This window comes from Streptococcus sp. A23, assembly GCF_043674155.1.
Lineage (GTDB): Bacteria > Bacillota > Bacilli > Lactobacillales > Streptococcaceae > Streptococcus > Streptococcus suis_V.
Window position 1 is genome coordinate 60,400 of record NZ_JBIMJP010000001.1, and the last position, 25,810, is coordinate 86,209.

The following is a 25,810-nucleotide window of genomic DNA, read 5'->3' on the forward strand; positions in this document are numbered from 1 at the left end:
TTGTCATAATACCATTAAGCCACTATTTTTGATTTTTGTTAAGTATAAGAAATAATTGTCCGAAGACAAAGAAAAAGTTCGAGCTTGTACATCTCGAACTAGGTTCTTTTGAAAATTGACGGCAGTAAAAGTAGTAGTAACCAGACCAGGGAAGCTAGGAGCAGTAGCAGGTCAACATGCCCCGTAGCATAGCCCACTGCCAGGGTTAAAAGGATTCCCAATGCAGCGATAAGACGAAGAATACTGTTGTGTCTGTATAGAACCTGCCCCACTGTGGACTTGGTCTCCACTAAATGGAGAGTAAAGATAGGAATAGACAGGATGAACAATATTATCATGGGTTTGGGCTGATTGGTCAGAAAGCCATCAATGAGCAGACCAGTAATGGTCAGGTAGCCTATGGCGAAGAGAAGGAGGGGTGTTTTCGATTTCATGTGTCTACTCCTTTTTGGTAATAAGGTAGACGAGGTAGAGTCCCATTGCCAATAGGAACAGGAGTCCGATTGGCTTGACCTTTTCTAGCCAGACCCCAATACCAAATACCAGAAGCAAGGCTAGCAGAGCGACGGCGATTTGGAGGAGGTAGTAGGCAATATCTTCTTGACTAGGTGACACACGCAGGCTAATGGTGATAGGGACGGTGAGGAGGCTAGGAGAGGCAAAGGGCTCTGGGGCCCAATAGGAGACCAGGCAAATGCTGGTAACGAAGATATAAATGATGCAGTATAGAATGGACTGTCGTTTAGTTGATAGGTGATTCTTCATTTTTTCCTCCTCTCCATTTTCCGTTGGTTTTCTTGGTCTTCCAGTCGTTTGACATAGTTGGTAGCAGAGATGACAATGCTTGCAAATAGTCCCATAAAACCAGCGTAGAAGAGGTTTTTAGGTTGGAAGAGAGTTTCGAGGACAGGACCATTGCTGTCAAACAAGTCTGAGACACTAGAAAAAATCAAGCTGAATAGGCTGACACCAATTCCCCAACGCAAGGGGTGGCGATAGGGTCGGGCTTGCTCCTCTGGACTGATTTCTTCAGGGTCGAATTGACCAAAATCACGGTTGAGCATCTGGACACTGAGCACAGCGATGAGAATAAAGAGAATGGCACCGAGCAGGATAGGATACCAGGTTGCAACCTCGGTTGTATAGCGAACAGCTAGCATAAAAGCGACAGCATTGCTTATCAAAAGAAACCAGCTTAGATAGACAAAAGCAAGACCGCCAATTTCATCAGCCTGTTCCCGCCGGCATTCATCCAAGGGACCTCGCACACCGTAGAAATGTTTGATGAGCTTGGTCATCCAGGGTTTTTCTTTTTTGGAAATAGCAGAGCTACTAGTCAGATTTTGAGCCTGTTTCTGGCGATAAACTAACTGAATGTGAGTCACAATCCCCACGAAGATACCGCCTAAACAAGCTGCGAAGAAAAAGCGAGGAGTGGTCAGATTGGTTATGAAGTCCATGTCTTTGTCCATCCAGGCCCCGAAAAAGGCATTCCAGAGATACATGACCAGAGTGAAATATACAGCGAATTTCACACTAGCCCACTTGAGGCCACGTACCTCTTTCTCCGACAAATCCTCCCTATCTAGTGCAGTCAGCTGGCTGCGATAGCTTTGGAGAGCCAGATAGCTCTGAAGTCCTAGCAAGATGATTTCTAAAAAGACTGGGTAGCCGTAGCCAACCTGCTCCGGAAATCGTTCGGACAAGGAGAGAGCCAGAAGAAGAGTAAACAGGAGTCCGATGAAGAGGAAGATGAAGGCCATATTGCCCAATCTCATGGCCTCTTTGCGGCGAAATTCATCCAGCGGACCTGCGATGCCGTAAAATCGTTTGATGAGCTTGTTTTGAAAAGTTTCCTTGTTCATAGCCTGTCTCCTTAGTTGAGATTATACCGTTTGATGAGGTAGGGTGTGATGTGATGAGTCGCTAGGAAGTAGACCAATCCCATAATGGCAACCTGAAGCCAACTGGTCGGTTTACTTGCTTGAGCAAGGAAATGGTCCAAGCTATAATCAGCGATATTCCAAATGGCCATCAGAAGAAGGAAGAGAATGGTTGAGAGGCTAGAGCGTACGATAGTTCTTTTGTTTTTCATAGTATTCTCCTTTCTTTAATCAATCCAAAAAAGGCTGTTGAGGTCGGTCTGTAGGATCTTGGCTAGGTTGATGCAGAGGTCCAGCGAGGGGTTGTATTTGTCATTTTCAATCATGTTAATGGTTTGACGTGAGACTCCGATAGCCTTGGCTAATTCTAGCTGGGACAGACCGAGTTCCGTTCGGAAGGATTTGACACGATTCATATGACCTCCTATCTTATGTCACATATATGCGACATCTCTGTATAAAATTTTTTGAGGACGTCTCCTCTATTTTTGTCAAATATATCTGACACGGTTCCTAATGTTATTATAAGAAAATATTAAAAATATGTCAACTATAATTGACATATTTTTTGTAAAAAGTTTGCAACATGGTTTAAGCTGATTTTATGGTACAATAGATAAGATATGAGCAAGGAATTTAATCACACAACTGTTCTCTTGCATGAGACAGTCGATATGTTAGACATCAAACCAAATGGAATTTATGTAGATGCAACGCTGGGGGGAGCAGGTCATAGTGAGTACCTGCTTAGTCAGTTGACAGATGGTGGGCATCTCTATGCCTTTGACCAGGATCAGACGGCCATTGACCATGCCCAAATCCGCTTGGCTCCCTATATTGAAAAGGGACAGGTTACCTTTATCAAGGATAATTTCCGCAATCTAAGGGCGCGTTTGGCTGAGCTGGGTGTGACGGAGATTGATGGGATTTGCTATGATTTGGGTGTTTCCAGTCCCCAGTTGGATGAGCGAGAGCGTGGCTTTTCCTATAAACAAGATGCGCCGCTGGACATGCGGATGAACCGAGAAGGGCATTTGACGGCCTATGATGTGGTCAATAGCTATGACTACCATGACCTGGTGCGGATTTTCTTTAAATATGGTGAGGATAAATTTTCCAAGCAGATTGCTCGTAAGATTGAACAGGCGCGTGCGGTCAAGCCGATTGAAACAACGACTGAGTTAGCAGAGCTGATCAAATCTGCCAAACCAGCCAAGGAACTCAAGAAGAAGGGCCATCCTGCCAAGCAGATTTTCCAGGCCATTCGGATTGAGGTCAACGATGAGTTGGGAGCGGCAGACGAGTCTATTCAGCAGGCCATCGATTTGCTGGCGGTGGGAGGACGGATTTCGGTCATTACCTTCCATTCTCTGGAGGATCGCCTAACCAAGCAATTGTTCAAAGAGGCTTCGACAATTGATGTTCCCAAAGGCTTACCCTTTATCCCAGATGATTTGAAGGCACCACTTGAATTGGTTATAAGAAAGCCAATCTTGCCAAGTCAAGAAGAATTAGACAGTAACAACCGTGCGCATTCAGCCAAATTGCGCGTAGCAAAGAGAGTGCATAAGTAGGAGTAAGCTATGTTGCAGGAAAAACGTAGAGAAACGACCATGCGTCTGATTAGTGAAAAAATCAAAACCTTTAACCGCGTTGAAAAGGCTTTTTATGCTAGCCTGGTATTTACAGCGCTGTTCTTGGCTATTGGGGTTATTTTCATCCAGACCAAGCTCTTGCAGGTGCAGGGCGAAATGGCACGGGTCAATCAGCAAATCAACTCCAAGCAGGTCGAAATTGACGATACTAAGCAGGCTATCCAGGAATTGACGCGCTCGGGTCGATTGATGGAAATTGCTGAAAAAGAAGGATTGACCTTAAACAATAATAACGTAGGGGTTGCCGAATAATGCAGACGAGACGAAAGAAATTATTACGGTACATATTGAAACAACGCTACCGGCCTTCGCAGAACCGGCGTAGGGTCGGTCAGAACCTGATTTTACTCAGTATTTTTACCTTTTTGGTTTTCCTTATCAACTTTGCTATCATTATTGGGACCGACTCCAAGTTCGGAGTGGATTTGTCAGTGGCCGCTAGTCGTGTGCACCAGCAAGAGGTAACAGTTCAAGCAAGGCGTGGGACCATCTATGATCGACTGGGCTTCCCAATCGCAGAAGATTCGACCACCTATACGGTCTATGCAGTCGTTGATAAGAATTATGTATCAGCTTCCAATGAGATTTTATATGTAGAGTCGAGCCAATTCTCCAAGGTGGCTTCTATTTTTAAAAATCTTCTAGATATTGATGAGGAGTATGCTCTCAAGCAGTTGAAGCAGCCAGAATTGAGCCACATTTACTTTGGTGCTAAGGGGAAAAATATTTCCTACAATACCATGATGACCATTAGTCAGGAAATGGAAGCGGCCGGCATCAAGGGCATTAAGTTTAATATGAGCCCTGGTCGAATGTATCCAAATGGGAATTTTGCTTCAATTTTCGTGGGGTTGGCTAACCCGGTTGAAAACAAGGATGGTAGTCATAGTTTACAGGGTGTGAGCGGTATGGAATACTACCTTAATGATATTTTGGCAGGTCAAGATGGTAAAGTACTTTATGAGAAAGATAGCCAGGGGCGGATTTTACCAGGTACTGAAAATGTAGAACAAGAAACTGTAAATGGTCAAGATGTTTATACGACTCTATCTGCTGATTTGCAACGTTCGCTAGAAACCAACATGGATATTTTCTTTGATAAGACAAAGGGGAAATACGCCAGTGCGACCTTGGTATCAGCCAAAACTGGGGAAATTTTAGCAACAACTCAACGACCAAGCTATGATGCGGATACAAAAGAAGGGTTAGCTGATAAAGATTTGCTCCAGTACTCCCTTCTGTATCAGGCCACTATGGAGCCAGGTTCGACCATTAAGGTCATGACCTTGGCATCAGCAATCGATAGCAATGTCTTTGATCCTAATCAGATGCTTGTCAATAATGGCTATACCATTGCGGATGCAACGGTTAACGACTGGACGGTCAATGGGGGAGAGTCTGCTGTTTCCCTCAATATGGCCCAGGCATTTGCCCTATCCAGTAACGTCGGGACGATCATGTTGGAACAAAAAATGGGCAATGAGAAATGGTTGGATTACCTAGCCAAGTTCCGTTTTGGCTATCCGACACGTTTTGGAATGGGGTCTGAAAGTGCAGGCCTCCTGCCGGGCGACAACATCGTAACCATTACCATGTCTTCATTCGGTCAGGGTATTTCAGCGACTCAGGTCCAGATGTTGCGGGCCTTCTCGGCTATTGGTAATGACGGAACCATGTTGCAACCCAAGTTCATCTCAGGCTTGTATGATCCAAATTCCGATTCGGTGCGTATTGCCAAACCTGAAGTGGTTGGCCATCCTGTATCTGAAAAAGCAGCTTCAGATACACGGGATTACATGATCACAGTTGGGACTGATCCAGTTTTTGGTACGCTCTATAACAAGTGGACTATGTCTCCTGTTATTCAGGTTAATGGTTATGATGTGGCAGTAAAATCAGGTACTGCCCAGATTGCCAAGGAAGATGGAACGGGTTACATTGATGGTCGATACCTTCAGTCAGTCGTAGCCATGGTTCCAGCTGAGGATCCAGAATTTATTATGTATGCAACCGTGAGAGAGCCAGAATCCTATACTGGAATGGAGTGGGAGGATATATTTAATCCAATACTGAAAGAGGCTATGTTATTGAAAGATAATTTAAACTTGGATAATGTTGCTCCTTCATTGCAGTTTGTGGAAAATGAAACAGAATTTAAGTTACCAGATGTTATTGGTCAAGGCCCAGGCACAACTGCTGAGGAATTGCGTCGTTATTTAATTCAGCCAGTTATTGTAGGGAATGGTTCCGAAATAAAGAAAGTATCTGTAGATGTCGGAACAAATCTTTCTTCAAACCAGCAAATTCTCTTGCTGACAGATTCAGTAGAAGATATGCCTGATTTATATGGTTTGACAAAAGAAAATATGGATATTCTTGCAGAATGGCTAGGTCTTGAAGTCACTTATGAAGGAGCAGGTTCGATGGTTGTTGAACAGAGTATTGAGTTTGGTACAAAAATCAGTAAACACAAAAAAATAACGATTACACTAGGAGAGTAAAATTAAAATGCAATTTTCACTATTATCGGGATTGGTTGCTTTTTTAGCAACGGTGATTCTGATACCACGCTTTATTACTTTTTATCAAGCCAAACGCATCGAAGGGCAACAGATGCACGAAGATGTAAAACAACATCAATTTAAGGCAGGTACACCAACAATGGGGGGAACAGTTTTTCTCGTTGTTGCTATCTTAGTTACATTTATTTTTGCTGCTAGCCTTAACATGTTAACTGGTGGTGTTTTAGCTATTCTCTTCATCCTTGCACTCTATGGATTGGTCGGTTTTTTGGATGATTTCTTGAAAATATTCAAAAAAATCAATGAAGGTCTTAACCCTAAACAAAAATTAGCATTACAGATTTTAGGTGGACTTGTTTTCTACTTTGTCCATGTAAGAGCTGCTGGTGGTGGTGAACTCAATGTATTTGGTCAAATCATCAATCTCGGTATGCTTTATTTACCCTTTGTTCTTTTCTGGTTGGTTGGTTTCTCAAATGCAGTCAACTTGACGGATGGTATTGATGGCTTGGCCTCCATTTCGGTTGTTATTAGTTTGCTTGCCTATTCTGTCATTGCCTACAAGGAACAGAAGTTTGACATTCTTTTGGTCTGTGTAACCATGATTGGTAGTCTGCTTGGCTTCTTTGCCTACAACCGCAAACCCGCAAAAATCTTTATGGGGGATGTCGGTTCGCTAGCACTGGGCGGCATGCTAGCTACGATTTCAATCGCTCTACGTGTGGAATGGACCCTGCTCCTCATCGGCTTTGTTTATGTCCTTGAAACGTCATCCGTTATGCTACAGGTGTCCTATTTCAAATACAGCAAGAAAAAGTTTGGAGAAGGTCGACGGATTTTCCGCATGACTCCTTTCCACCATCACTTGGAACTAGGCGGTTTATCTGGCAAATCCGAAAAATGGAGCGAATGGAAGGTAGACTTCTTCCTTTGGGGTCTTGGCCTTGGAATGAGTCTATTGACACTTGCGATTTTATATCTGTAAATAACAAATACTCTCAGTCTTGGACATGTAGCTTCTAGGACAGAGAGTTTTTTCTTTGAAGACGATCTGTATAGATAAATTTTAAGTCTTCATAAATTTTATATATTGGTCAAGCCAGTTGATTCTTGGTAAACTAGTACTACTTTTGTAAAATGGAGGAAAATGACATGAAAAAGAAATGGCTTACTGGCCTCTTATCAACTGTAGCAGTTTTGACCTTGGCGGCTTGCGCCAATGGCGGAGCGTCCAATACAGGTTCTAGCTCAAAAGCTGCATCATCAGCAGATACGGAAACCTTTACCTATGCTATCGACGGCGACCCAAGTTCGACCAACCCGCTTAACACCAGCGACCGTTGGGGCTTGACCTTGACCAATTTTATCTACTCGCCATTGATTCGTATCGAGGCAGACGGTAGCTATGTCAATGAATTGGCAGAATCTTACGAGATTGCAGAAGACGGCCTTAGCATCACGGTTAAACTCCGCCAGGATGTTAAATGGTCAGACGGCGAAGCCTTTAACGCAGATGATGTTGTCTTTACTTACAATGAAAAAGTGAAGAAAGAAAATGGTGGTTCAGACGGCCTTTATATCAACGACCAACCTGTGACGGTTGAGAAGGTAGATGACTATACGGTCAAATTCGTCCTTCCAGCAGTATCTGCACCTGCCTTGGACAATATCGTAGCAGAGACCTACATTATCCCAGAGCACATCTTTAAAGATGAGGCAGACCTATCTGTTAACCAATTGAAGGCAACCCCTGTCGGTACAGGACCTTACAAATTTGTAGAGTACAAGAATGGTGAGTACATCAAGTTGGAAGCCAACGAGAACTACTACAAGGGTGAGGCAGAAATCGACAATCTGGTCCTTCGTATCGTCGAAAGCCCAGATACGACTAAAGTTGCTCTTCAAACAGGTGAAGTAGATGCAGCTTTTGTTCTTCCGGCGGTTATCAAGGACTTGGACAAAGATACACTTGAAACCTATGCATATAGTGAAAACCGTGTTGGCTACCTGGGTCTCAATACGACGACTGAAGAGTTGAAGGATGTCAAGGTCCGCAAGGCTATTCTCTTTGCACTAAACAAGGATGAATTCAACCAGGCAGCTTACTTGGATAAAGAATACTATGAGACACCTTATTCTTTCCTTCCAGTTGCCAACCCATACAAGACAGATGATGTTGAAAAATATGAGCAAAATGTTGAGAAGGCCAAAGAGCTCTTGGCTGAAGCAGGTGTCAGCAATCTGACCCTCAACCTGGGTTACAACTCATCTGACGCAGCACAAACCCTACAAGCAACCTTGATCCAACAGCAATTGGCTGCTATCGGTGTAACGGTTGAATTGGCTGGTGGCGATTCATCTGCCCTCTTCACAGAATTGCGCAAGGAAGGCTCAACAGCCTACAATCTCTTCCTGGGTGGCTACATCATGGGGAATGACCCAGACCAATATGCTCGTCTCTTCAAGTCAGGTGGAGCGTCTAACTACTTCAAATTGACTTCACCAGAGATTGACGGCTACTTTGCAGAAGGCGCGGTTGAGCTGGATAAGGCTAAGCGTGAAGAAATCTATGACAATTTGCAGAAAGAATTGGCTGACCAAGCGGCTATCTACCCAATTGTGGACAACAAGAAAATCTTGGTTGTTAACAAGCGTGTGAAAAATGTCGAAGAGGCTGGTTTGGTCCCAATCTTTACCTTTGAAGATCCGTCTAAATTGACGATTGAATAAGGGAGTCTTTTGTTCAACAAGACGAATGGGCCTGACTAATCTTAGTCAGCCCATTCAAACAATAGTGGGAAGTTAGGTCCGAACTTTATAAGAACCTGTATTCACAAGTAAGGTACATTTAGATAGGAAATAGTTTTTTGCACATCAAGGCCGTTTTTCTAGAAATACTGTCAGTATTTCTAGAAAAACGAACGCTGAGTGGCAGAAAAATAGCCTTAGCTAAAGGTGCCGAGCTGTGAATACAGGTTCTAGGGTTTTGGCCGGCTCCCTTTTCGTGTTTTTGGAGGAACTATGTTTCGTTATATTGTAAAGAGGATTTTGCAGGCCATTCCTCTCTTATTACTCATTTCCTTTATCGTCTTTTCTCTGATTCAATTGGCCCCCTTTGATGTGATTGATTCCATGACAACGCCCAATATGGATCAGGAGCAAATTGACCTGCTCAAGGAACGGTATGGGCTCAACCAACCTTTCTTGGTTCAGTACGGTATCTGGCTAAAGGGCCTCTTGACAGGGGACCTTGGTTTTTCTCTGATGACCCAGCATTCGATTGGGGCGGATTTGGCGGAGAAAATTCCTAATACCATTTCGCTGGTCTTGCCTTCTTACTTGACTGCTCTGGTCATGGCAGTGGCCTTGGGTTTGATTTCAGCTTCCCAGCGAGGGAAGTGGGTTGATAAGGTTATCGATGCCTTTGCCTCTATCGGGATTGCCATGCCGACCTTCTGGTTTGCCATGATTTTGATTTACCTCTTTGGTTATAACTGGCGCCTTTTTCCTTTTATCGGTATGTATACTCTGGGCAAGGAAGGGGATTTTCTGGATTTTCTCTCCCATTTCACCCTGCCCTATCTGACCTTGACCATGGCTTTCCTGCCAGAATTAATTCGTTTCATCCGGGCATCAGCCATTGTGGAGGTGGACAAGGACTATGTGACCGTACAAGAGGCTTTCAAGGCTAAAAAATCAGAAATCTTCGGCAAGCATGTGGCACGAAATGTCTTGATTCCTGTAGCCACCCAGGTGGGGATGGCCCTGCCTATGTTGGTGACGGGAGCTATCATTACAGAAACCATTTTTGCCTGGCCGGGAGTGGGACCTTATCTGACAGCAGCAACCAAGGCCCTGGACTATCCGGTGATTATGGCGGTTATGCTCCTGTCTGCCAGCCTTGTCATCCTGGGCAATCTCCTGTCGGATGTCTTGTATGCCCTAGTGGATCCACGTGTCTGGAAAGGAGGAGAAAACTAATGTTGATACTCAAACAATTGAAGGCAACACTCAAAGAATCTCCCCTCTATCTCTTTTCAGTCATCTTTATCCTCTTTTTGGTAGTCCTGTCTCTCTTGGCCCCCCTTATCCCTATCGATCCCAATCTGACGGATGTGACGCAGATGAACCAGGGACCGAGTGCGGAGCATTGGTTTGGAACGGACCAGGTCGGGCGTGACTACTTTATCCGCGTTATCTACGGTGGACGGATTTCCCTTTTAGTCGGTCTCATGGCCATGGTCGCCTCGGTGACAATCGGCAGCCTGGTCGGGATAACGGCTGGTTATCTTGGCGGAAAATGGGACAATGTCATCATGCGGATTGTTGAAGTTCTGTCTTCTATTCCCTGGCTGGTTTTGGTCATCGTGCTCAGCGTCTTCTTGAAACCTGGCTTGTCAACTATTATTATCGTTATTGGTGGCTTTTCTTGGATGAGCATTGCCCGAATTTTACGGGCCGAGACCATGAAAGCCAAGGTGGCAGACTATGTTGGCTATGCAGACTTTATCGGTGTAAAAAAGCGGAAAATCATCTGGCGCCATATTTTACCAGCAATCCTCCCAACCTTGATAGTAACGGCATCGACCAGCATTTCGTCGGCCATTATGACGGAGTCTGCCCTCAGTTTCTTGGGAATGGGGATCCAGCAACCGCTGGCTTCTTGGGGAAGTCTCCTGCAAAATGCCCAGTCAACCTTGCAGAGTGCTCCACATATGGCAATCTTGCCTGGACTTTTTATCCTTCTGACCATTTATTCCTTTAACAATATTGGTGACTTGATTCGTGATTGCCTAGAAAGAGAGGTCTACTAATGACAGAGAATTTGATTAGCTTAAACAATCTGACCATTACCAATCAGAAACGGACCTCTCAAATGGTCTTGGTGGACGGTATTGACCTCAGCATTCCCAAGGGAAAAATCGTCGGTATCGTTGGCGAGTCGGGTTCTGGAAAGAGCTTGACCATGAAGTCTCTGATGGGGATTTTGCCCAAAGGTTTGGAGGCAAGTTATAGCAGCTTTGAGATGAACGGACAGGCTGTTGACAATCCAAAAGCTCTGCCCTTGTCCATGATTTTCCAGGATCCTATGACCTCTCTCAATCCCTTGCGGACCATTGGTTTTCATCTGAGGGAAGTGGTGCGTCGTTTCCAGCCAGGTTTGAGCAAGGACCAGGTGGAAACAGAAATATTATCGATTCTAGAAAAGGTTGGTATTGCGGATCCAGCTTTACGTCTCAAGCAATTTCCCTTTGAGTTTTCAGGTGGTATGCGGCAGCGGATTGTCATTGCTATGGCTTTATTAGCCAAACCCCAGCTCTTGATTGCGGATGAGCCGACAACGGCCTTGGATGTGACTATTCAGGCTCAGATTTTAGCCCTCCTCAATGAGTTGCAGGAGTCCTTTGGCTTGACCATTGCCATTGTCAGTCATGATTTCAGTGTGATTGCTGGCATTTGTGACCTGGTCTATGTTATGCGTCAGGGCAAGGTGGTAGAGAAGGCTAATGTGGAGACCATTTTTGCTGAACCGCAGCATGCTTATACCCAGGCCCTGCTCAAGGCGGCCCGTTTAGAAACCTTTGACGGCAGCTTGCCAGTAGATAGTCCGACCAGTCAGTTGGTTGAGGTCAGTCCGGACCATTGGGTAAGAAAGGAGCAAGCAGATGCCTAAAGATATTATGGTAGAAGTTGCTGGTGTCAGCAAGACCTATCGGAAAAAATCCTGGTTGGGTCAAGAACAGGTGGTTCAGGCCCTGAAAGATATTGAATTGTCCATTTTCAAGGGGGAAACCCTGGGCTTGGTAGGTGAGTCAGGTAGTGGGAAATCAACCCTGTCCAAGATTATTTTGGGACTGGAAACAGCCAGCCAAGGGGACATTCGTTTTCCAAGCCTATCGGATCAGGAGCTGAAAAAACAGGCCTTGCAGGTCATTTACCAAGATCCCTATTCGTCTCTCAATCCCAACTTATCAGCCTTGGAATTGGTCAAGGAACCCCTCTACGCCCTGCCTAAGGAAGAGGCGGAAAGCAAGGCCTTGGCTATTCTGGAGCGGGTGGGAATCAGTGGGGATGCGGTCCACAAGCGTCCCAAATCCTTTTCAGGTGGTCAACGTCAGCGGATTGGGATTGCACGGGCGGTCGTCTCGCAGCCTCAGTTTGTGGTCTGTGATGAGCCGACATCAGCCTTGGATGTTTCCATACAGGCGACCATTTTGGATTTGCTACGGGGCTTGCAGGATGAATTTGGTTTGACCTATCTCTTCATCTCACACGATTTGACCTTGGTGCGGCACTTTGCAGATCGGATTGCTGTCATGTATAAGGGTAGTCTAGTCGAACTGGGTTCTGCGTCGGCTATTTTCCAAAATCCCCAGCACGCCTATACCCGCTATCTGCTAAAGTCCAATCTGAGTTTGGATCCAGCTCAGGCCCGGCAGGAATTGGCTGATTTGGCAAAGAATAAGCAGAGCCACGACTTTGTCACTCAAGGTCAGTGGTTAGAGGTGGAGGAGGGACATTTTGTCCTTTCAATCCCTGATAAATAAAATTTATAACGAGATTGAAAATCTATATTAGACGATGTTTCTTGCTCGTGATAGAATAATAAAAAAATTGATAGAGAGGATTTCCTATGAAGAAGGTTGTGATTGGTATTTCGGGTAATGAGCAAGAATTTCCAAGCAAATCGGGCCGTCATTATGTGACGGTGGCGCGTGAATTATCAGACGGTGTGCGCCAGGCTGGTGGCTTGCCAATCGTGATTCCTATGGGAAGTCCGGATTCGGCCAAGGATTACATTGACATGGTGGACAAGTTGATTTTATCTGGTGGTCAGCATGTAGACCCTAGCCTGTATGGCCAGGAAAAAGAGATTGACAGTGACGATTATTTGTTGGCGCGTGATGAGTTTGAATTGGCCTTGATTAAGGAGGCTCTTCGTCAGGGCAAACCGATTTTTGCGGTCTGCCGTGGGATGCAGTTGCTCAATGTGGCCCTGGGTGGTAGTCTGGAGCAGTCCTTGGAGGACCATTGGCAGAATGATTGGGCAGGAACCTCTCACCAGCTAGAAGTCGAGGGCCACAGCCGTGTCAGCCACCTCTTTGCCCAAGGTAGTCAAATCAATTCCTTCCACCACCAGCGGATCAAGGAATTGGCACCTGGTTTAGTAGCAACAGGACGTGATCCACGAGATGGGACCATTGAGGCTTATGAAAGCAAGGGCAAGCAGGCCCTATTTGGCCTTCAGTGGCACCCAGAGTTCTTGTTTGAGGATTGCCGTCAACACAGAGAACTTTTCCAATACATTGTTGATCGATTTTAAGTTAACCAGCTGCTCGTAAGAGTGGTTGGTTTTTGCATGTTTTCAAAAGCTATAGTGAAACTGGGTTTTGATATAGTTAAAACTTATAACTATCTATAAAAAATACCAATTGGTCAGATTTCATTTTCTGTGTTAAGATAAATACAGTTCAAAAATTAAGGAGATTACTTTCTATGAAACTTAAAAAATTATTTACCTTTGCAGCAACAGCTGCCCTATCCATTGCGACACTTGCAGCATGTGCTCCAGCATCTGAATCAGGTTCAACTTCTTCAGATGCAGCGGAAACAACCTTGAAGGTTGGTATCATGACGCGCAACACTTACACGACTGATGTTTGGAACAAGGTTACGGAAAATGCTGCCAAAGAAGGTGTGAAGTTGGAGTTCACAGAATTCACAGACTATTCACAACCAAACAAGGCCTTGGCTGAGGGCGATGTGGATGTCAATGCCTTCCAACACATTTTCTTCTTGGATAACTGGAACACAGAAAATGGTGAAAACTTGCAGGTTGCGGGCTACACTCTTTACAGCCCAATTCGTTTCTACTCAGGTATCGCAGACGGTAAAGACAAGTATGCAGATGTCGAAGACCTTCCAGAAGGGGCTGAAATCGCAATTCCTAACGACCCAACAAACGGTAGCCGTGCCCTCTTCTTGCTTGAGTCACTTGGCTTGATCAAATTGGAAGTGAAAGACGGTGACTTGGCATCACTTGCTGATATTACTGAAAATCCAAAAAATATCAAAATCACTGAATTGGATGCTAGCCAAACAGCTCGTTCATTGGAATCAGTTGACGGGGCAGTTATCAACAATAACTACGCTCAAGAAGCAGGTATCGATACAGACACTGCCTTGTATATCGAGGAAAAAGGTCCAAATACAAAAGTTTGGTACAATGTCATCGCTGCTCAAGACAAGTGGGAAGAGTCAGACAAGGCTGACGCTATCAAAGCCCTTGTCAAAGCATACAACACTGATGAAGTTGGTAAGTTGATTGAGGACGGCTCTAAGAAAACAGATTTCCCAATCTGGAACGAAGTAGAATAAAAAGAATTAAACAACAGGATAGAGGCTGGGAGACCCCCAGCTTCTCTTCCTATTTTTGGAGGAGGTAGAAAAAATGGGACAGACAAATGAGCAGGCACAAATCGCAGCCTTCCAGGAAGACAAGATTGTCCAGGAGGGGATTGGGCATCTGAGAAAACTGATTAGTATGAAATCTATCTTTGCCCAGCAGATTGGTCTTTTGGAGGTTGCTACTTACCTCAAGAATTTGTTTGAAAGTGCAGGGGCAGAGGTTATCTTGGACCAGTCTCATACGGCTCCTTTTGTCATGGCTCGTTTTGCAGCGACGGTGCCCAATGCCAAGACCCTGATTTTCTACAACCACTATGACACAGTGCCGGCTGATAGTGACCAAATTTGGCTCAAGGGGCAACCCTTTGAACTGACAATGGACGAGACCCACATGTATGGCCGCGGGGTGGATGATGACAAGGGGCATATCACAGCTCGCCTATCCGCCCTTCAGAGCTATCAGGCTAAGAACGACGGTCAACTACCGGTCAATGTTATTTTCATCATGGAAGGTGCTGAAGAGTCGGCATCGGTTGATTTGGATAAGTATTTGGTCAAGTACAAGGACCAGTTATCAGGTGCAGACCTGCTCATCTGGGAACAAGGTCACCGAAATGCCCTCAATCAGCTAGAAATCGCCGGCGGAAACAAGGGAATCGTGACTTTCGATGTCTCTGTCCAATCGGCAGAGCTGGATATTCATTCGTCCTATGGCGGAGTGATTGACTCCGCTAGCTGGTATCTCTTGTCCGGCCTCCAGTCCCTCCGAAGTCCTGATGGTCGTGTCCTGGTGGATGGTCTCTATGACCAGGTTCAGGAGCCGAATGAGCAGGAGTTAGCCTTGGTAGAGGAGTTCGCCCTGACCAGTCCTGAAAATCTTACGGAGATTTACAGCTTGACCCTGCCAACACTCTTGGAAGAGCGAAAAGCATTTTTGAAACGCCTTTATTTTGAGCCGTCCATTACCATTGAGGGTCTTTCCACAGGCTATCTGGGCCAGGGAGTCAAGACCATTATTCCAGCCCAGGCTTCTGCCAAGATGGAGATTCGTCTGGTACCGGATTTGGATCCTCAGGATGTGCTGGACAAGGTCCGTAAACAGCTGGTGAAGAATGGCTTTGACAGGGTTCAGGTCGATTTCACCCTAGGTATCAAGAGCTACCGTAGCGACATGACTGCGCCAGCCATTGCCAAAGTTATCGAGTTAGCTAAAAAGTTGACGGTTGACGGGGTTTCGGTGTTGCCAACCTCGCCGGGGACAGGCCCTATGCATACGGTCTTTCATGCCCTGCAGGTGCAAATTGCTGGATTTGGACTGGGCAATGCCAATAGCCGAGACCATGCGGGCGATGAAAATGTAAAAATTGCTGACTATTATAGTCATGTTCAACTAATTGAGGAGTTAATAGCAAGTTATGAGTAAGGAAATGATTAAGCTAGATAATATCGATGTGACCTTTCATCAGAAAAAGCGCACGATTGAGGCGGTTAAGGATGTAACCATCCATATTAACCAAGGCGATATTTATGGAATTGTCGGCTATTCTGGGGCGGGGAAATCAACCCTGGTCCGTGTTATCAACCTCTTGCAGGTGCCGACAGCAGGTAAAATCACTATTGATGAAGATGTGATTTTTGAAGGTGATAAGGTTACGTTGACACCAGCCCAACTGCGAATCAAACGCCGTGAAATTGGGATGATTTTCCAGCATTTCAATCTGATGGCCCAGATGACTGCTGCGGAAAATGTGGCTTTTGCCCTCAAGCATTCTGGCTTGACCAAGGAAGAAAAGGCAACCAAGGTTGCCAAGCTCTTGGACCTGGTTGGTTTGGCGGACCGAGCAGAAAACTATCCGTCTCAACTTTCAGGTGGCCAAAAGCAGCGGGTCGCTATTGCGCGTGCCCTTGCCAATGATCCCAAAATCTTGATCTCTGACGAGTCAACCTCTGCCTTGGATCCCAAAACAACCAAGCAGATTCTGGCTCTCTTGCAAGAACTCAATGAGAAATTGGGCTTGACCATTGTCATGATTACCCATGAGATGCAGATTGTTAAAGACATTTGCAACCGGGTGGCGGTGATGCAGGATGGTCAGTTGATTGAGGAAGGGTCTGTTCTTGAGATTTTCTCACATCCTAAGCAGGAATTGACCCAGGACTTTATCAAAACAGCAACAGGAATCGATGAAGCACTGGTCAAAATTTACCAGCAGGGGATTGTGCAAAATCTGCCGGAAGACAGTCTTCTGGTCCAACTCAAGTATTCGGGTGCCAGCACGGATACGGCTATTGTCAATGATTTGTATAAGATGTACCAGGTGACATCCAATATTCTTTACGGAAATATTGAGATTTTGGACCACACGCCAGTGGGTGAGCTAGTCGTTATCTTATCAGGTGAACCTGCCCAATTGCACCATGCCTTGGAGGCTGTGGCAGAGGCACAGGTAGAAGTGACTGTTTTGAAGGGAGCGTAAGATGAATCAGTGGATTGAAACAACATTTGAAAATGTGATAAAAATGGGCTGGGATACGCCTTACGGTTGGTTGCCAGCCATTCAGGCGACCATTTATATGACCTTCTGGTCCTTTATCTTTGGAGGCCTTTTGGGCTTGGTCGGAGGTCTTCTTTTGGTATTGACAGGCCCTCGTGGCATTTTGGAAAACAAGTATGCGTTCTGGATTTTGGACAAGGTGGCCTCTCTTTTTCGGGCGGTTCCCTTTATCATCCTTTTGGCTGTCCTCAACCCTGTAACCCGTGCGATTGTAGGAACAGGTATCGGTCTCAAAGCTGCCTTGGTCCCTCTGTCCCTGTCTGTATTTCCATTCTATGCCCGTCAGGTTCAGGTTGTCTTGTCAGAGTTGGACCGGGGTGTGATTGAGGCAGCCCAGTCAGTAGGAGCCACTATTCCTGATATTATCAAGGTTTACCTACGCGAAGGTCTGCCAGACTTGATTCGTGTAACAACCCTGACTCTGATTTCCCTGGTTGGTTACACCGCTATGGCAGGTGCCATTGGTTCCGGTGGCCTAGGTAACGTCGCTATTTCCTATGGTTATAACCGTTCGGATGATGATGTAACCTTGGTTGCGACACTCCTCATCTTGATCATGATCTTCTTCATCCAGTTTGTCGGAGATTTTGTGACCAAGAAAATCAACCATCGTTAATAGACAGAAAACAAAGATGTCGGCTAATGGTTGATATATCTTTGTTTTTTTCATATCATAAATAAAAAAGAGGTGAATAGTATGGAATTTGAAAAATTAGTGCGGGGTGAGCCGGGGCAATATGTGGCATCCAGCGGTGCCATTAAAGAATTGCCAGCAAGATTGGTAATCTTCAAGCAGCCGGTCATTGTGACAGGGCAGAAATCCTATGCGGCCTTTGTCAAACACGGTGGCAATCAACCCAATTGGCCGGTGCTCTTCTATGACCAGACAGCCAGTCATGAAGATATGAATCGCTTGGCAGAAAAGGCTAAAAGTCTAGGTGCAGATGTCTTGATTGGCGTAGGTGGCGGCAAGGTCATGGATACGACCAAGGGGATAGCCGACCGTCTGGGTATTGAGGCGGTTTTTGTACCGACCCTGGTTTCTACCTGTGCCTGCTCGACCCCGCTCTTGGTGGCCTATCATCCAGACCATACCTTCAAGTCTATTGATTACTGCCAACGGTCGGGTTTTATGACGGTGGTGGATTATGACCTGCTATTGGATTCGCCACGGGAGTTTTTCATTTCAGGCATTTCGGATACCCTGGCTAAATGGTATGAGCTGGAGGCGATTCACAGAGGGAAAAATCGTGCGGACCTACCTGCCCTTGTTCAACTGGCGCTAGCGACAGCCAAGGTCTCGCTGGATATTTTACTTCAGGACACGGAGACAGCTGTTGCGGATTTTGACCAGAACAAACTTAGTCCAGCCTTTCAGCGGATTGTGGATACGACCTTTGCCATTGCGGCTAATGTCGGCTGTCAGACCAGCGACTATGTATCGGGGGCTCACGCTCTTCATAATGGATTGACCCTGCTCCATGAAACCCACTGCATTGCCCACGGACTCAAGGTTTCTTATGGGATTTTGGTGCAATTATGCCTGACGGGTGACAGGGATGAGGTCAGAAAACTCCTGCCTTTTTACCAAAAGAACGGCTATATCTATTCTTGGAAACAGCTGGGTGTGACGGAGGATAGGGCAGCTGCTATGCAAAAGGTGGCTGAGTTTGCGACCTCTAGCAAGGAAAGCTACATCAATATCGATCAGAATATTCAAACTCAGGATGTGGTTAAGGCCATGTTGACCTTGGAAAGTCTGGTGGAGGAAGTCTATGGCTAGAAAAATCGGTATCATAGGTCTGGGCCATGTCGGAGCCACCCTCCTGCATGATTTGGTGGCAGGCAATCTCTTTGACGACTATGTCCTGATTGACAAAAATGAAGAGAAACTTGCGGCAGATATTCTGGATATGGAGGACCGTGTGGCCAATACGGGGCAGTCTGCCACTTTCATTGCCAATGATTACAGTGCTCTATCGGACGCAGATATTATCGTGTCGAGCCTTGGGAAAATCAGTCTCCAGGCCAATGCGACCAATAGCCGCTTTGCGGAACTGCCTTTCACTAGTCAAGAGGTCAAGGAAGTCTCGAGCAAGTTGGTTGCTTCAGGTTTTTCTGGTATTTTGATTGTCATTACGAATCCCGTCGATGTCATCAGTCAGCTCTATCAGACCTATACTGGTTTTCCTCGCAATCGGGTGATTGGCACAGGTACCTTACTAGATACGGCCCGGATGAAACGTGCGGTGGGGCATCGATTTGGGGTCTCTCCGACGGCCATCTCAGGCTACAATCTAGGTGAGCATGGCAATTCCCAATTCACTGCATGGAGCCAAGTGGTGGTGGCGGGTCAGCCTATTCAGGCACTTTTGCTCAAGAAAGAGCTGGACCAGCTGGCAGAGGAGGCGCGCATGGGCGGACACACCGTCTTTTTCGGCAAGGGCTATACCAATTTTGCCATCGCAGCGGCGGCCAAACGCTTGGTTGAGGCGGTTTTGGGCAATAGCAGAGCAGTGCTACCGGTTTCTCATTACCAGCAAGAGTACGGGGTTTATCTAGGTTATCCAGCAGTTATCGGCAAAGCGGGCATTGTAGACAGGGTGCCACTAGACTTGACCCAGGAGGAATGTGACCTCCTAGCAGCATCTGCAAAGCAAATCAGTAGTCGAGTAGAGATTGCCCAGACAGGAGACTGGGATAGCTTGAGTTTGTGATATGGTAGTAGACAAAGCCCAGCAAATCTGCTATACTATTCAACAAGAAAGAAGGTTGTTTCAGCATCTTTGTTTAGCGAGCTTGGGAGAGTGGGAGCCGAGCCGGGGTGGAAATAATTGGCGCTTTCAGTGAAAAATTATATAAAATGAAGTAATAAATTAGGGTGGAACCGCGTTCTCAACGCCCCTATGTCGCAAGGCAGGGGGGAGAGAAGGTGGTTCTTTTTCGCACCTGTACATCTTTCGGTTTATCTTTTACTACGTCGACGAATGATGAAACTCCGTTTCTTCATTACCAACCTCAAACAATTGTTATTGTTTGAGCTCGCTTTGCCGTACTCCAGTACAGCCTGCAGCTCGTTGTCTAGTACTAAAAGCAAACTAAAAGATGGTATTTAAAGAAAGAGGATTTTATGTCAAAAATTTCACCTAGACATTGTCAGTAGCCTCCTTTCTCCGTCAGTCAGGCTGACAAACGGAAGTCGCTAGGGCGAACTTCCTAGCCTATGCACTAGTTCCGGTTCTTAAAAAAATGTCGTTTTAAGAACTGGAACGTCACCAAATCATCTAATAGAAAGAAGAACAATATGTCAAAAAAGCTTACTTTTCAAGAAATTATCTTGACCTTACAACAATTTTGGAATGAGCAGGGGTGCTTGCTCATGCAAGCCTATGATACGGAGAAGGGTGCGGGTACCATGAGCCCATACACATTCTTGCGTGCTATCGGGCCTGAGCCTTGGAATGCGGCTTATGTGGAGCCTTCTCGTCGTCCTGCTGATGGTCGTTACGGGGAAAACCCAAACCGTCTCTACCAACACCATCAATTCCAAGTAGTTATGAAACCATCTCCATCTAATATCCAAGAACTCTACTTGGAGTCTTTGGAGCGTTTGGGCATCAATCCTTTGGAACATGACATTCGTTTCGTTGAGGATAACTGGGAAAACCCTTCAACAGGCTCAGCTGGTCTTGGCTGGGAAGTTTGGTTGGATGGTATGGAAATCACGCAGTTTACCTACTTCCAACAGGTCGGTGGCTTGGCGACAGGTCCTGTCACAGCCGAAGTAACCTATGGTTTGGAGCGTTTGGCTTCCTATATCCAAGAGGTTGACTCCGTTTACGATATCGAATGGGCTGACGGTGTTAAATACGGTGAAATCTTTATCCAGCCAGAGTATGAGCATTCAAAATATTCCTTTGAAGTATCCGACCAAGACATGCTCCTTGAAAACTTCACTAAGTTTGAGAAAGAAGCAGAGCGGGCTTTGGAAGAGGGCTTGGTTCACCCAGCCTTTGACTATGTGCTCAAATGTTCTCATACCTTTAACCTGCTCGATGCCCGTGGAGCTGTGTCTGTAACCGAGCGTGCAGGCTATATCGCCCGTATCCGTAACCTTGCCCGTGTCGTTGCCAAAACCTTTGTGGCAGAGCGCAAGAAACTTGGCTTCCCACTTTTGGATGAAGCAACACGAGCAGAATTGTTGAAGGAGGACGCAGAATAATGACAAAGAATTTACTTGTTGAACTTGGCTTGGAAGAAATCCCTGCCTACATCGTAACCCCAGCCATGCACCAGTTGCGTGACCGCATGGCGACTTTTTTGACAGACAATCGCTTGGCTTTTGACAGCATTGATGTTTTTTCAACGCCACGCCGTTTGGCTGTTCGTGTGCGTGGTTTGGCAGACCAGCAGACGGATCTTACAGAAGATTTCAAGGGTCCTGCTAAGAAGATTGCCTTGGATGCAGATGGGAACTTCACCAAGGCGGCTGAGGGCTTTGTCCGTGGCAAAGGCTTGACGACAGCTGACATCGAGTTTCGCGAGATCAAGGGCGAAGAGTATGTCTATGTGACCAAGCATGAAGCGGGTCAGCCAGCAAAGGCAGTCTTGGCGGGCATTCCAGAGGTCTTGAAGGCTATGACCTTCCCTGTCAGCATGAACTGGGCGTCCAACAAATTCGCCTACATCCGTCCTGTCCACACCTTGACCGTTCTCTTGGACGATGAAGCATTGAATATGGATTTCTTGGACATTAGATCAGCTCGCATCAGCCGTGGTCATCGTTTCCTTGGAAATGAAACTGAGATTGCAAGTGCAGATTCTTACGAGGCTGACTTGCGTGCACAGTTTGTTATTACAGACCCTGCAGAGCGTCAAAATATGATCGTCGAGCAAATCCAGGCTATCGAGGACAAACACAATGTGACAGTTGAGATTGATGAAGATTTGCTCAATGAAGTTCTCAACTTGGTCGAGTATCCAACTGCCTTTATGGGTTCCTTTGACACCAAATACCTAGAAGTGCCAGAGGAAGTCTTGGTAACTTCTATGAAAAATCACCAACGTTACTTCGTGGTGCGTGATAAATCTGGCAAGCTTTTGCCAAACTTCATCTCCGTCCGCAACGGTAACGACCAACACCTTGACAATGTTATCAAAGGAAATGAAAAAGTCTTGGTGGCTCGTTTGGAAGATGGCGAATTCTTCTGGCGTGAAGACCAAAAACTCAAGATTGCTGACTTGGTGGACCGTCTTAAAGTCGTAACCTTCCATGAGAAAATTGGCTCACTTTACGAGCACATGGAACGCACCAAAGTTATCGCAGAAAAACTGGCTGACCTGGCAGGCTTGTCTGCGGATGAAAAAGCAGATGTGACGCGTGCGGCAGACATCTACAAGTTTGACCTCTTGACAGGCATGGTCGGCGAGTTTGATGAATTGCAAGGGATTATGGGTGAGAAGTATGCCCTTCTTGCAGGGGAAAAACCTGCGGTGGCAGCAGCAATCCGTGAGCACTACTTGCCAAACTCAGCAGAAGGCGAATTGCCTGAGAGCAAGGTCGGTGCGGTCTTGGCACTGGCTGACAAATTTGATACCCTCCTATCTTTCTTCTCAGTAGGCTTGATTCCTTCTGGCTCAAACGACCCTTACGCTCTTCGTCGTGCAACACAGGGTATCGTGCGGATCTTGGAAGCCTTTGGTTGGGAAATTCCATTGGATCAGCTGATTGCGGAGCTCTACAGCTTGAACTTTGCTAGCTTGACCTATGACAACCAGCCAGCTGTTATGGACTTTATCCGTGCCCGTGTAGAGAAAATGATGGATAAGGCTATTCCGAAAGACATCCGTGAGGCTGTACTGGCCAGCTCAACCTTTGTCGTTAGACTGCAACTGGCAGCCAGCTCTGCTATTTTCCAAAAATCAAAAGAGGCTGACTACAAGGAAGCCGTGGAAAACTTGTCACGGGTCTTCAACTTGGCTGAAAAGGCGGAGGCGACTGCGATTGACAAGGCCCTCTTTGAAAATGAGCAGGAGAAAGCCCTTGCTGCAGCAGTGGCAGGCTTGGAATTGACGGAAGACATGGCAGGTAACTTGGACAAGCTCTTTGCTCTCAGCCCAGTCATCGCGGCCTTCTTCGACAATACCATGGTTATGGCAGATGACGCAGCAGTCAAAGCCAACCGCTTGGCTCTTTTGAAAGCCTTGGCGGATAAGGCAAGTGCTGTGGCGGTCTTCAATCTCTTGAATAGTAAGTAGGTAGTATGTCTCTTTTCAGAATTATAGAGTTGTATGTTATCATTCCTTTGCAAGCTTTGGCGATCATTGTTCTTATGTTTTTCTTTATTCGTTGGATGTGGCGAACATCTAAGATAGAAAAGGGCAATGCTAAACCTGCTATTCGCAAAAAGTCCAAACAGAAACTTTGTACTGCTGAAACGCAAGGGCGTTTTATGAGGCAACTACGTTTTAAGAAGAATTATGTCTATGTTTATGCTTATGATGTGGATGGAAAAACCTATGAAATTTATGATGTTATAATTTATAGGATAGGTGAAGTTATTAAGTTAGGTCCAATTCCGGTTAGTTATACAGGCAAAAGACAATTAGAGAATGTTGATGTGGTGAGAATTGCCTATAATCCTCTGATGCCACAGGAAGCGTATTTACCGGACAATCAAGGGAAGTGGACCGTGTTTTAAGAGATAAAAGGAGTTATTATGGAACAAGCAAAAATTGATCGCATCAATGAACTGGCTCGCAAGAAAAAGGCGGAAGGCTTGACAGAGGAGGAGTTGCAGGAACAAGCTGCTCTTCGTGAGGAGTACATCGAGGGTTACCGCCGTAGCGTGCGTGCCCATGTGGAAGGTATCAAGGTCGTCGATGAGGACGGTAATGATGTGACCCCTGAAAAACTCCGCCAAGTCCAACGTGAGAAAGGCTTGCACGGACGTAGTTTGGATGATCCTAATTCCTAAGACAAAGAAAAGGCTTGAGTTTCGGCTCAAGTCTTTTGCTATATATAATTCAATTCCTTCGGCAGGGCGACGGTTTCTTGCCCCTCTTTATCGAATACCAATACTGTTGACGGGAAGAAGGGGTCGAATTTGTTTTGGAAATCAATGGTGAGAACCTCTTTATAGCCTTCCTGTGAAAAGGTAATGCTGAGTTTGCCCTTGCGATTTTTCAGGGAGAAACGCAGAACCTTTTTCAAGGGTAGGACTCCTTTTAAATAATTATCAATGATAAACCAAAAATGGTCAATCACTTCGCCAGGAAGGGAAGTGACGACGCCGAAGCTGGCATAGCGCCCTTTTGTCTCTTGAAATGCCATAGTGACCTCCTCTCAGGTAAGAAAAAAGCCTGCAAAACAGGATTTTCTTTATGAATGACTTTATCGATTTCGCAGTTCTAAATAGCGTTTGTACCAAATATTGACATAGGCTGGAGAGAAGGGACCACGCTGATTGTTGATCCAGTCTACCAGGATTTTGACATTTTCCTTCAAGATATAGTCAATATCCGTCGAATAATTCATCGATTTCCGGTGGCGCTCGTACTCATCTACATCCAGCAATCGCTTTTCTCCATCCGCAAAGACTTTTACGTCTAGGTCATAGTCGATGTACTTCAAAGCCTCATTGTCTAGGACATAGGGGCTGGCAAGGTTGCAGTAGTAAGAAACCCCGTTCTCTCGAATCATGGCGATGATATTGAACCAATATTTTTTATGGAAATAGACAATAGCAGGTTCTCTTGTCACCCAACGTCGACCATCATTTTCAGTGACTAATGTATGATTATTGACTCCAATGATGGCATTTTCTGTTGTTTTTAGTACCATGGTGTCACGCCAGGCGCGATGAATTTCACCATCATGTTTATAACTTTGAATTGTAATAAAGTCGCCTTCTTTTGGTAATTTCACCTTGTTACCAACTTTCTACTATTACAATTTATCTTGACTATTATATCATATTTTTGGCACTTGGGCGAAATTTTTGTCATAGATAGTCGCGTAAAGCCGAACGAATGTCACCGTAATCATAGCCTTTTCGGGCCAGGGCTTGGGTCAGACGTTGTTGAAGCTCATAGCCTTCATATTTTCGGCTATATTTGCGGTATTGCTTGTCCAGTTCTTTTTCCAACAAATCGGCTTCTGCCTCCTCATCACTGTCCAAGTCCAAGTTAGCTACCACGCTTTTGGCCAGTTCATAGGAGAATCCCTTAGTCACCAGTCCTTGGGCAATCTTATCCTGCAGGGCGCGGAGAGGCAATTTGTGGCCATATTTTCGTAGAATCTTGTCTCCAACCTTTGCCGCTAGCTCAGAAAAGTCTGTATCAGTCAGTGCCTGGTCAATCAGGGATTTTTCAAGACCCTTGAGTTGCAATTTTTGCCGAAGGACAGCTGGCCCCTTGTCCCCGTTCAAGCTATTCTGCCGAACATAAGTTTCCGCATAGGCTAGGTCGTTGACCCAGTTTTCCTCCTCTAGATTGCGCAAAATTGCTGGGATGGTGTTCTCATCAACTTCGTACTTTCGCAGATAGTCAGCCACTTCCTTCTTGGTCCGCTGCTTAAAGGAAATAAAATAAAGAGCCAGGTTTTTCCCATAAGAAAATTGGGCAAAGTCCCGAATCTCCGCCAACTCCTGTTCAGAAATTTCCTTGTCCTTGGTCAGCATAAAGCGTACAATGGTGTCCTCAGTGATATAGAGCTTATCTGAACTATCCAGCTCCAGCAAATAGAGCCTTTTTTTCTTTTCAATCTTTGTTACTCTCATTCTTTC

28 protein-coding genes are annotated in these 25,810 nt (G+C 45.7%); 20 read left to right on the top strand and 8 right to left on the bottom strand.

All coding sequences use genetic code 11. The features are described 5' to 3' along the window. Positions 1-98 precede the first annotated feature (98 nt). Genes ACHBIE_RS00350 through ACHBIE_RS00370 form a run of 5 tightly spaced genes read right to left on the bottom strand, consistent with a single transcriptional unit; the run spans position 99 to position 2,299 of the window. Complete coding sequence (locus tag ACHBIE_RS00350) at positions 99-434, bottom strand: hypothetical protein (RefSeq protein WP_105110868.1); 336 nt, start codon at positions 432-434, stop codon at positions 99-101. Between the two features lie 4 nt (positions 435-438). Beyond that, a complete protein-coding gene (locus ACHBIE_RS00355) occupies positions 439-765 on the bottom strand; it encodes a hypothetical protein (protein WP_394732433.1) in 327 nt (108 codons plus the stop codon). Next, positions 762-1,865, bottom strand: coding sequence for a DUF3278 domain-containing protein (locus ACHBIE_RS00360; RefSeq protein WP_394732434.1), 1,104 nt, complete (start codon positions 1,863-1,865; stop codon positions 762-764). Before ACHBIE_RS00360 ends, ACHBIE_RS00355 begins: the two co-directional genes overlap by 4 nt. Before the next feature lie 11 nt (positions 1,866-1,876). After that, on the bottom strand, positions 1,877-2,095 hold the full coding sequence (locus tag ACHBIE_RS00365; RefSeq protein ID WP_172021249.1) for a hypothetical protein: 219 nt from the start codon (positions 2,093-2,095) through the stop codon (positions 1,877-1,879). Positions 2,096-2,110: 15 nt separating this feature from the next. Beyond that, positions 2,111-2,299, bottom strand: a complete 189-nt coding sequence (locus tag ACHBIE_RS00370; protein ID WP_105122471.1) for a helix-turn-helix transcriptional regulator — start codon at positions 2,297-2,299, stop codon at positions 2,111-2,113. A 207-nt stretch (positions 2,300-2,506) separates the two neighbouring features. On the opposite strand from ACHBIE_RS00370, the gene rsmH reads away from it, so the two are divergent. The 20 genes from rsmH (at position 2,507) to ACHBIE_RS00470 (ending at position 24,001) form a co-directional block, all read left to right on the top strand. Continuing rightward, entirely contained in the window at positions 2,507-3,457 is a 951-nt protein-coding gene (gene rsmH, locus ACHBIE_RS00375; RefSeq protein WP_394732435.1) for a 16S rRNA (cytosine(1402)-N(4))-methyltransferase RsmH, read from the top strand. Between the two features lie 9 nt (positions 3,458-3,466). Further along, a complete protein-coding gene (gene ftsL / locus ACHBIE_RS00380; RefSeq protein ID WP_105110874.1) occupies positions 3,467-3,790 on the top strand; it encodes a cell division protein FtsL in 324 nt (107 codons plus the stop codon). Continuing rightward, the gene (gene pbp2X / locus ACHBIE_RS00385) at positions 3,790-6,039 is read left to right on the top strand and encodes a penicillin-binding protein PBP2X (protein ID WP_394732436.1); all 2,250 of its coding nucleotides are present in this window, start codon (positions 3,790-3,792) and stop codon (positions 6,037-6,039) included. Before ftsL ends, pbp2X begins: the two co-directional genes overlap by 1 nt. Positions 6,040-6,046: 7 nt before the next feature. Beyond that, positions 6,047-7,045 (top strand): phospho-N-acetylmuramoyl-pentapeptide-transferase, encoded by a 999-nt coding sequence (mraY, locus tag ACHBIE_RS00390; RefSeq protein ID WP_394732437.1) that lies wholly within the window; start codon positions 6,047-6,049, stop codon positions 7,043-7,045. 167 nt (positions 7,046-7,212) lie between these two features. Then, positions 7,213-8,790: an ABC transporter substrate-binding protein gene (locus tag ACHBIE_RS00395; RefSeq protein ID WP_394732438.1), complete on the top strand. Its 1,578-nt coding sequence runs from the start codon at positions 7,213-7,215 to the stop codon at positions 8,788-8,790. Between the two features lie 291 nt (positions 8,791-9,081). Continuing rightward, positions 9,082-10,041 carry an ABC transporter permease gene (locus ACHBIE_RS00400; RefSeq protein WP_394732439.1) on the top strand — a complete coding sequence of 320 codons (960 nt, stop codon included), beginning with the start codon at positions 9,082-9,084 and terminating at the stop codon, positions 10,039-10,041. After that, the gene (locus ACHBIE_RS00405) at positions 10,041-10,874 is read left to right on the top strand and encodes an ABC transporter permease subunit (RefSeq protein ID WP_172094727.1); all 834 of its coding nucleotides are present in this window, start codon (positions 10,041-10,043) and stop codon (positions 10,872-10,874) included. The genes ACHBIE_RS00400 and ACHBIE_RS00405 overlap by 1 nt, the downstream gene beginning before the upstream one ends. Further along, entirely contained in the window at positions 10,874-11,734 is an 861-nt protein-coding gene (locus ACHBIE_RS00410) for an ABC transporter ATP-binding protein (RefSeq protein ID WP_394732440.1), read from the top strand. The genes ACHBIE_RS00405 and ACHBIE_RS00410 overlap by 1 nt, the downstream gene beginning before the upstream one ends. Then, positions 11,727-12,608, top strand: a complete 882-nt coding sequence (locus tag ACHBIE_RS00415; protein ID WP_394732441.1) for an ATP-binding cassette domain-containing protein — start codon at positions 11,727-11,729, stop codon at positions 12,606-12,608. Before ACHBIE_RS00410 ends, ACHBIE_RS00415 begins: the two co-directional genes overlap by 8 nt. 86 nt (positions 12,609-12,694) lie before the next feature. Beyond that, positions 12,695-13,384 (top strand): gamma-glutamyl-gamma-aminobutyrate hydrolase family protein, encoded by a 690-nt coding sequence (locus ACHBIE_RS00420; protein WP_257104109.1) that lies wholly within the window; start codon positions 12,695-12,697, stop codon positions 13,382-13,384. Between the two features lie 173 nt (positions 13,385-13,557). Further along, a complete protein-coding gene (locus ACHBIE_RS00425) occupies positions 13,558-14,439 on the top strand; it encodes a MetQ/NlpA family ABC transporter substrate-binding protein (protein ID WP_105122480.1) in 882 nt (293 codons plus the stop codon). A 73-nt stretch (positions 14,440-14,512) separates the two neighbouring features. Further along, entirely contained in the window at positions 14,513-15,892 is a 1,380-nt protein-coding gene (locus ACHBIE_RS00430) for a M20/M25/M40 family metallo-hydrolase (RefSeq protein WP_394732442.1), read from the top strand. After that, on the top strand, positions 15,885-16,946 hold the full coding sequence (locus tag ACHBIE_RS00435) for a methionine ABC transporter ATP-binding protein (protein WP_105122482.1): 1,062 nt from the start codon (positions 15,885-15,887) through the stop codon (positions 16,944-16,946). Before ACHBIE_RS00430 ends, ACHBIE_RS00435 begins: the two co-directional genes overlap by 8 nt. A gap of 1 nt (position 16,947) precedes the next feature. After that, positions 16,948-17,640, top strand: a complete 693-nt coding sequence (locus tag ACHBIE_RS00440; RefSeq protein WP_105110886.1) for a methionine ABC transporter permease — start codon at positions 16,948-16,950, stop codon at positions 17,638-17,640. A gap of 81 nt (positions 17,641-17,721) precedes the next feature. After that, a complete protein-coding gene (locus ACHBIE_RS00445; protein ID WP_105122483.1) occupies positions 17,722-18,807 on the top strand; it encodes an iron-containing alcohol dehydrogenase family protein in 1,086 nt (361 codons plus the stop codon). Then, positions 18,800-19,741: an L-lactate dehydrogenase gene (locus ACHBIE_RS00450; protein ID WP_105122484.1), complete on the top strand. Its 942-nt coding sequence runs from the start codon at positions 18,800-18,802 to the stop codon at positions 19,739-19,741. Before ACHBIE_RS00445 ends, ACHBIE_RS00450 begins: the two co-directional genes overlap by 8 nt. Before the next feature lie 587 nt (positions 19,742-20,328). Next, complete coding sequence (glyQ, locus tag ACHBIE_RS00455) at positions 20,329-21,246, top strand: glycine--tRNA ligase subunit alpha (protein WP_002939388.1); 918 nt, start codon at positions 20,329-20,331, stop codon at positions 21,244-21,246. Next, positions 21,246-23,282 (top strand): glycine--tRNA ligase subunit beta, encoded by a 2,037-nt coding sequence (gene glyS / locus ACHBIE_RS00460; RefSeq protein WP_394732443.1) that lies wholly within the window; start codon positions 21,246-21,248, stop codon positions 23,280-23,282. Before glyQ ends, glyS begins: the two co-directional genes overlap by 1 nt. A 29-nt stretch (positions 23,283-23,311) precedes the next feature. Continuing rightward, positions 23,312-23,725 carry a hypothetical protein gene (locus tag ACHBIE_RS00465; RefSeq protein ID WP_394732444.1) on the top strand — a complete coding sequence of 138 codons (414 nt, stop codon included), beginning with the start codon at positions 23,312-23,314 and terminating at the stop codon, positions 23,723-23,725. An 18-nt stretch (positions 23,726-23,743) separates the two neighbouring features. Continuing rightward, entirely contained in the window at positions 23,744-24,001 is a 258-nt protein-coding gene (locus ACHBIE_RS00470; RefSeq protein ID WP_044681104.1) for a DUF896 family protein, read from the top strand. A 38-nt stretch (positions 24,002-24,039) separates the two neighbouring features. Here ACHBIE_RS00470 and ACHBIE_RS00475 read toward each other — a convergent pair whose 3' ends face one another. From ACHBIE_RS00475 to recX, 3 genes are all read right to left on the bottom strand, one after another. Continuing rightward, a complete protein-coding gene (locus ACHBIE_RS00475; protein ID WP_105122486.1) occupies positions 24,040-24,357 on the bottom strand; it encodes a DUF960 domain-containing protein in 318 nt (105 codons plus the stop codon). A gap of 60 nt (positions 24,358-24,417) precedes the next feature. Then, positions 24,418-24,951 (bottom strand): DUF402 domain-containing protein, encoded by a 534-nt coding sequence (locus ACHBIE_RS00480; RefSeq protein ID WP_105110663.1) that lies wholly within the window; start codon positions 24,949-24,951, stop codon positions 24,418-24,420. Between the two features lie 76 nt (positions 24,952-25,027). Then, positions 25,028-25,804 (bottom strand): recombination regulator RecX, encoded by a 777-nt coding sequence (recX, locus tag ACHBIE_RS00485; RefSeq protein WP_105122488.1) that lies wholly within the window; start codon positions 25,802-25,804, stop codon positions 25,028-25,030. Positions 25,805-25,810: the final 6 nt, after the last annotated feature.

Excerpts from the sequence above, each read along its gene's own strand:
- pbp2X (WP_394732436.1), top strand. The coding sequence starts at position 3,790 with ATGCAGACGAGACGAAAGAAATTATTACGGTACATATTGAAACAACGC.
- rsmH (WP_394732435.1), top strand. The coding sequence starts at position 2,507 with ATGAGCAAGGAATTTAATCACACAACTGTTCTCTTGCATGAGACAGTC.
- ACHBIE_RS00445 (WP_105122483.1), top strand. The coding sequence starts at position 17,722 with ATGGAATTTGAAAAATTAGTGCGGGGTGAGCCGGGGCAATATGTGGCA.
- ftsL (WP_105110874.1), top strand. The coding sequence starts at position 3,467 with ATGTTGCAGGAAAAACGTAGAGAAACGACCATGCGTCTGATTAGTGAA.
- ACHBIE_RS00420 (WP_257104109.1), top strand. The coding sequence starts at position 12,695 with ATGAAGAAGGTTGTGATTGGTATTTCGGGTAATGAGCAAGAATTTCCA.
- ACHBIE_RS00395 (WP_394732438.1), top strand. The coding sequence starts at position 7,213 with ATGAAAAAGAAATGGCTTACTGGCCTCTTATCAACTGTAGCAGTTTTG.
- ACHBIE_RS00350 (WP_105110868.1), bottom strand. The coding sequence starts at position 434 with ATGAAATCGAAAACACCCCTCCTTCTCTTCGCCATAGGCTACCTGACC.
- ACHBIE_RS00370 (WP_105122471.1), bottom strand. The coding sequence starts at position 2,299 with ATGAATCGTGTCAAATCCTTCCGAACGGAACTCGGTCTGTCCCAGCTA.
- ACHBIE_RS00410 (WP_394732440.1), top strand. The coding sequence starts at position 10,874 with ATGACAGAGAATTTGATTAGCTTAAACAATCTGACCATTACCAATCAG.
- ACHBIE_RS00470 (WP_044681104.1), top strand. The coding sequence starts at position 23,744 with ATGGAACAAGCAAAAATTGATCGCATCAATGAACTGGCTCGCAAGAAA.
- ACHBIE_RS00425 (WP_105122480.1), top strand. The coding sequence starts at position 13,558 with ATGAAACTTAAAAAATTATTTACCTTTGCAGCAACAGCTGCCCTATCC.
- ACHBIE_RS00365 (WP_172021249.1), bottom strand. The coding sequence starts at position 2,095 with ATGAAAAACAAAAGAACTATCGTACGCTCTAGCCTCTCAACCATTCTC.
- ACHBIE_RS00355 (WP_394732433.1), bottom strand. The coding sequence starts at position 765 with ATGAAGAATCACCTATCAACTAAACGACAGTCCATTCTATACTGCATC.
- ACHBIE_RS00435 (WP_105122482.1), top strand. The coding sequence starts at position 15,885 with ATGAGTAAGGAAATGATTAAGCTAGATAATATCGATGTGACCTTTCAT.
- ACHBIE_RS00440 (WP_105110886.1), top strand. The coding sequence starts at position 16,948 with ATGAATCAGTGGATTGAAACAACATTTGAAAATGTGATAAAAATGGGC.
- ACHBIE_RS00415 (WP_394732441.1), top strand. The coding sequence starts at position 11,727 with ATGCCTAAAGATATTATGGTAGAAGTTGCTGGTGTCAGCAAGACCTAT.
- ACHBIE_RS00450 (WP_105122484.1), top strand. The coding sequence starts at position 18,800 with ATGGCTAGAAAAATCGGTATCATAGGTCTGGGCCATGTCGGAGCCACC.
- ACHBIE_RS00430 (WP_394732442.1), top strand. The coding sequence starts at position 14,513 with ATGGGACAGACAAATGAGCAGGCACAAATCGCAGCCTTCCAGGAAGAC.
- ACHBIE_RS00360 (WP_394732434.1), bottom strand. The coding sequence starts at position 1,865 with ATGAACAAGGAAACTTTTCAAAACAAGCTCATCAAACGATTTTACGGC.
- glyS (WP_394732443.1), top strand. The coding sequence starts at position 21,246 with ATGACAAAGAATTTACTTGTTGAACTTGGCTTGGAAGAAATCCCTGCC.
- ACHBIE_RS00400 (WP_394732439.1), top strand. The coding sequence starts at position 9,082 with ATGTTTCGTTATATTGTAAAGAGGATTTTGCAGGCCATTCCTCTCTTA.
- recX (WP_105122488.1), bottom strand. The coding sequence starts at position 25,804 with ATGAGAGTAACAAAGATTGAAAAGAAAAAAAGGCTCTATTTGCTGGAG.
- mraY (WP_394732437.1), top strand. The coding sequence starts at position 6,047 with ATGCAATTTTCACTATTATCGGGATTGGTTGCTTTTTTAGCAACGGTG.
- ACHBIE_RS00405 (WP_172094727.1), top strand. The coding sequence starts at position 10,041 with ATGTTGATACTCAAACAATTGAAGGCAACACTCAAAGAATCTCCCCTC.
- ACHBIE_RS00475 (WP_105122486.1), bottom strand. The coding sequence starts at position 24,357 with ATGGCATTTCAAGAGACAAAAGGGCGCTATGCCAGCTTCGGCGTCGTC.
- glyQ (WP_002939388.1), top strand. The coding sequence starts at position 20,329 with ATGTCAAAAAAGCTTACTTTTCAAGAAATTATCTTGACCTTACAACAA.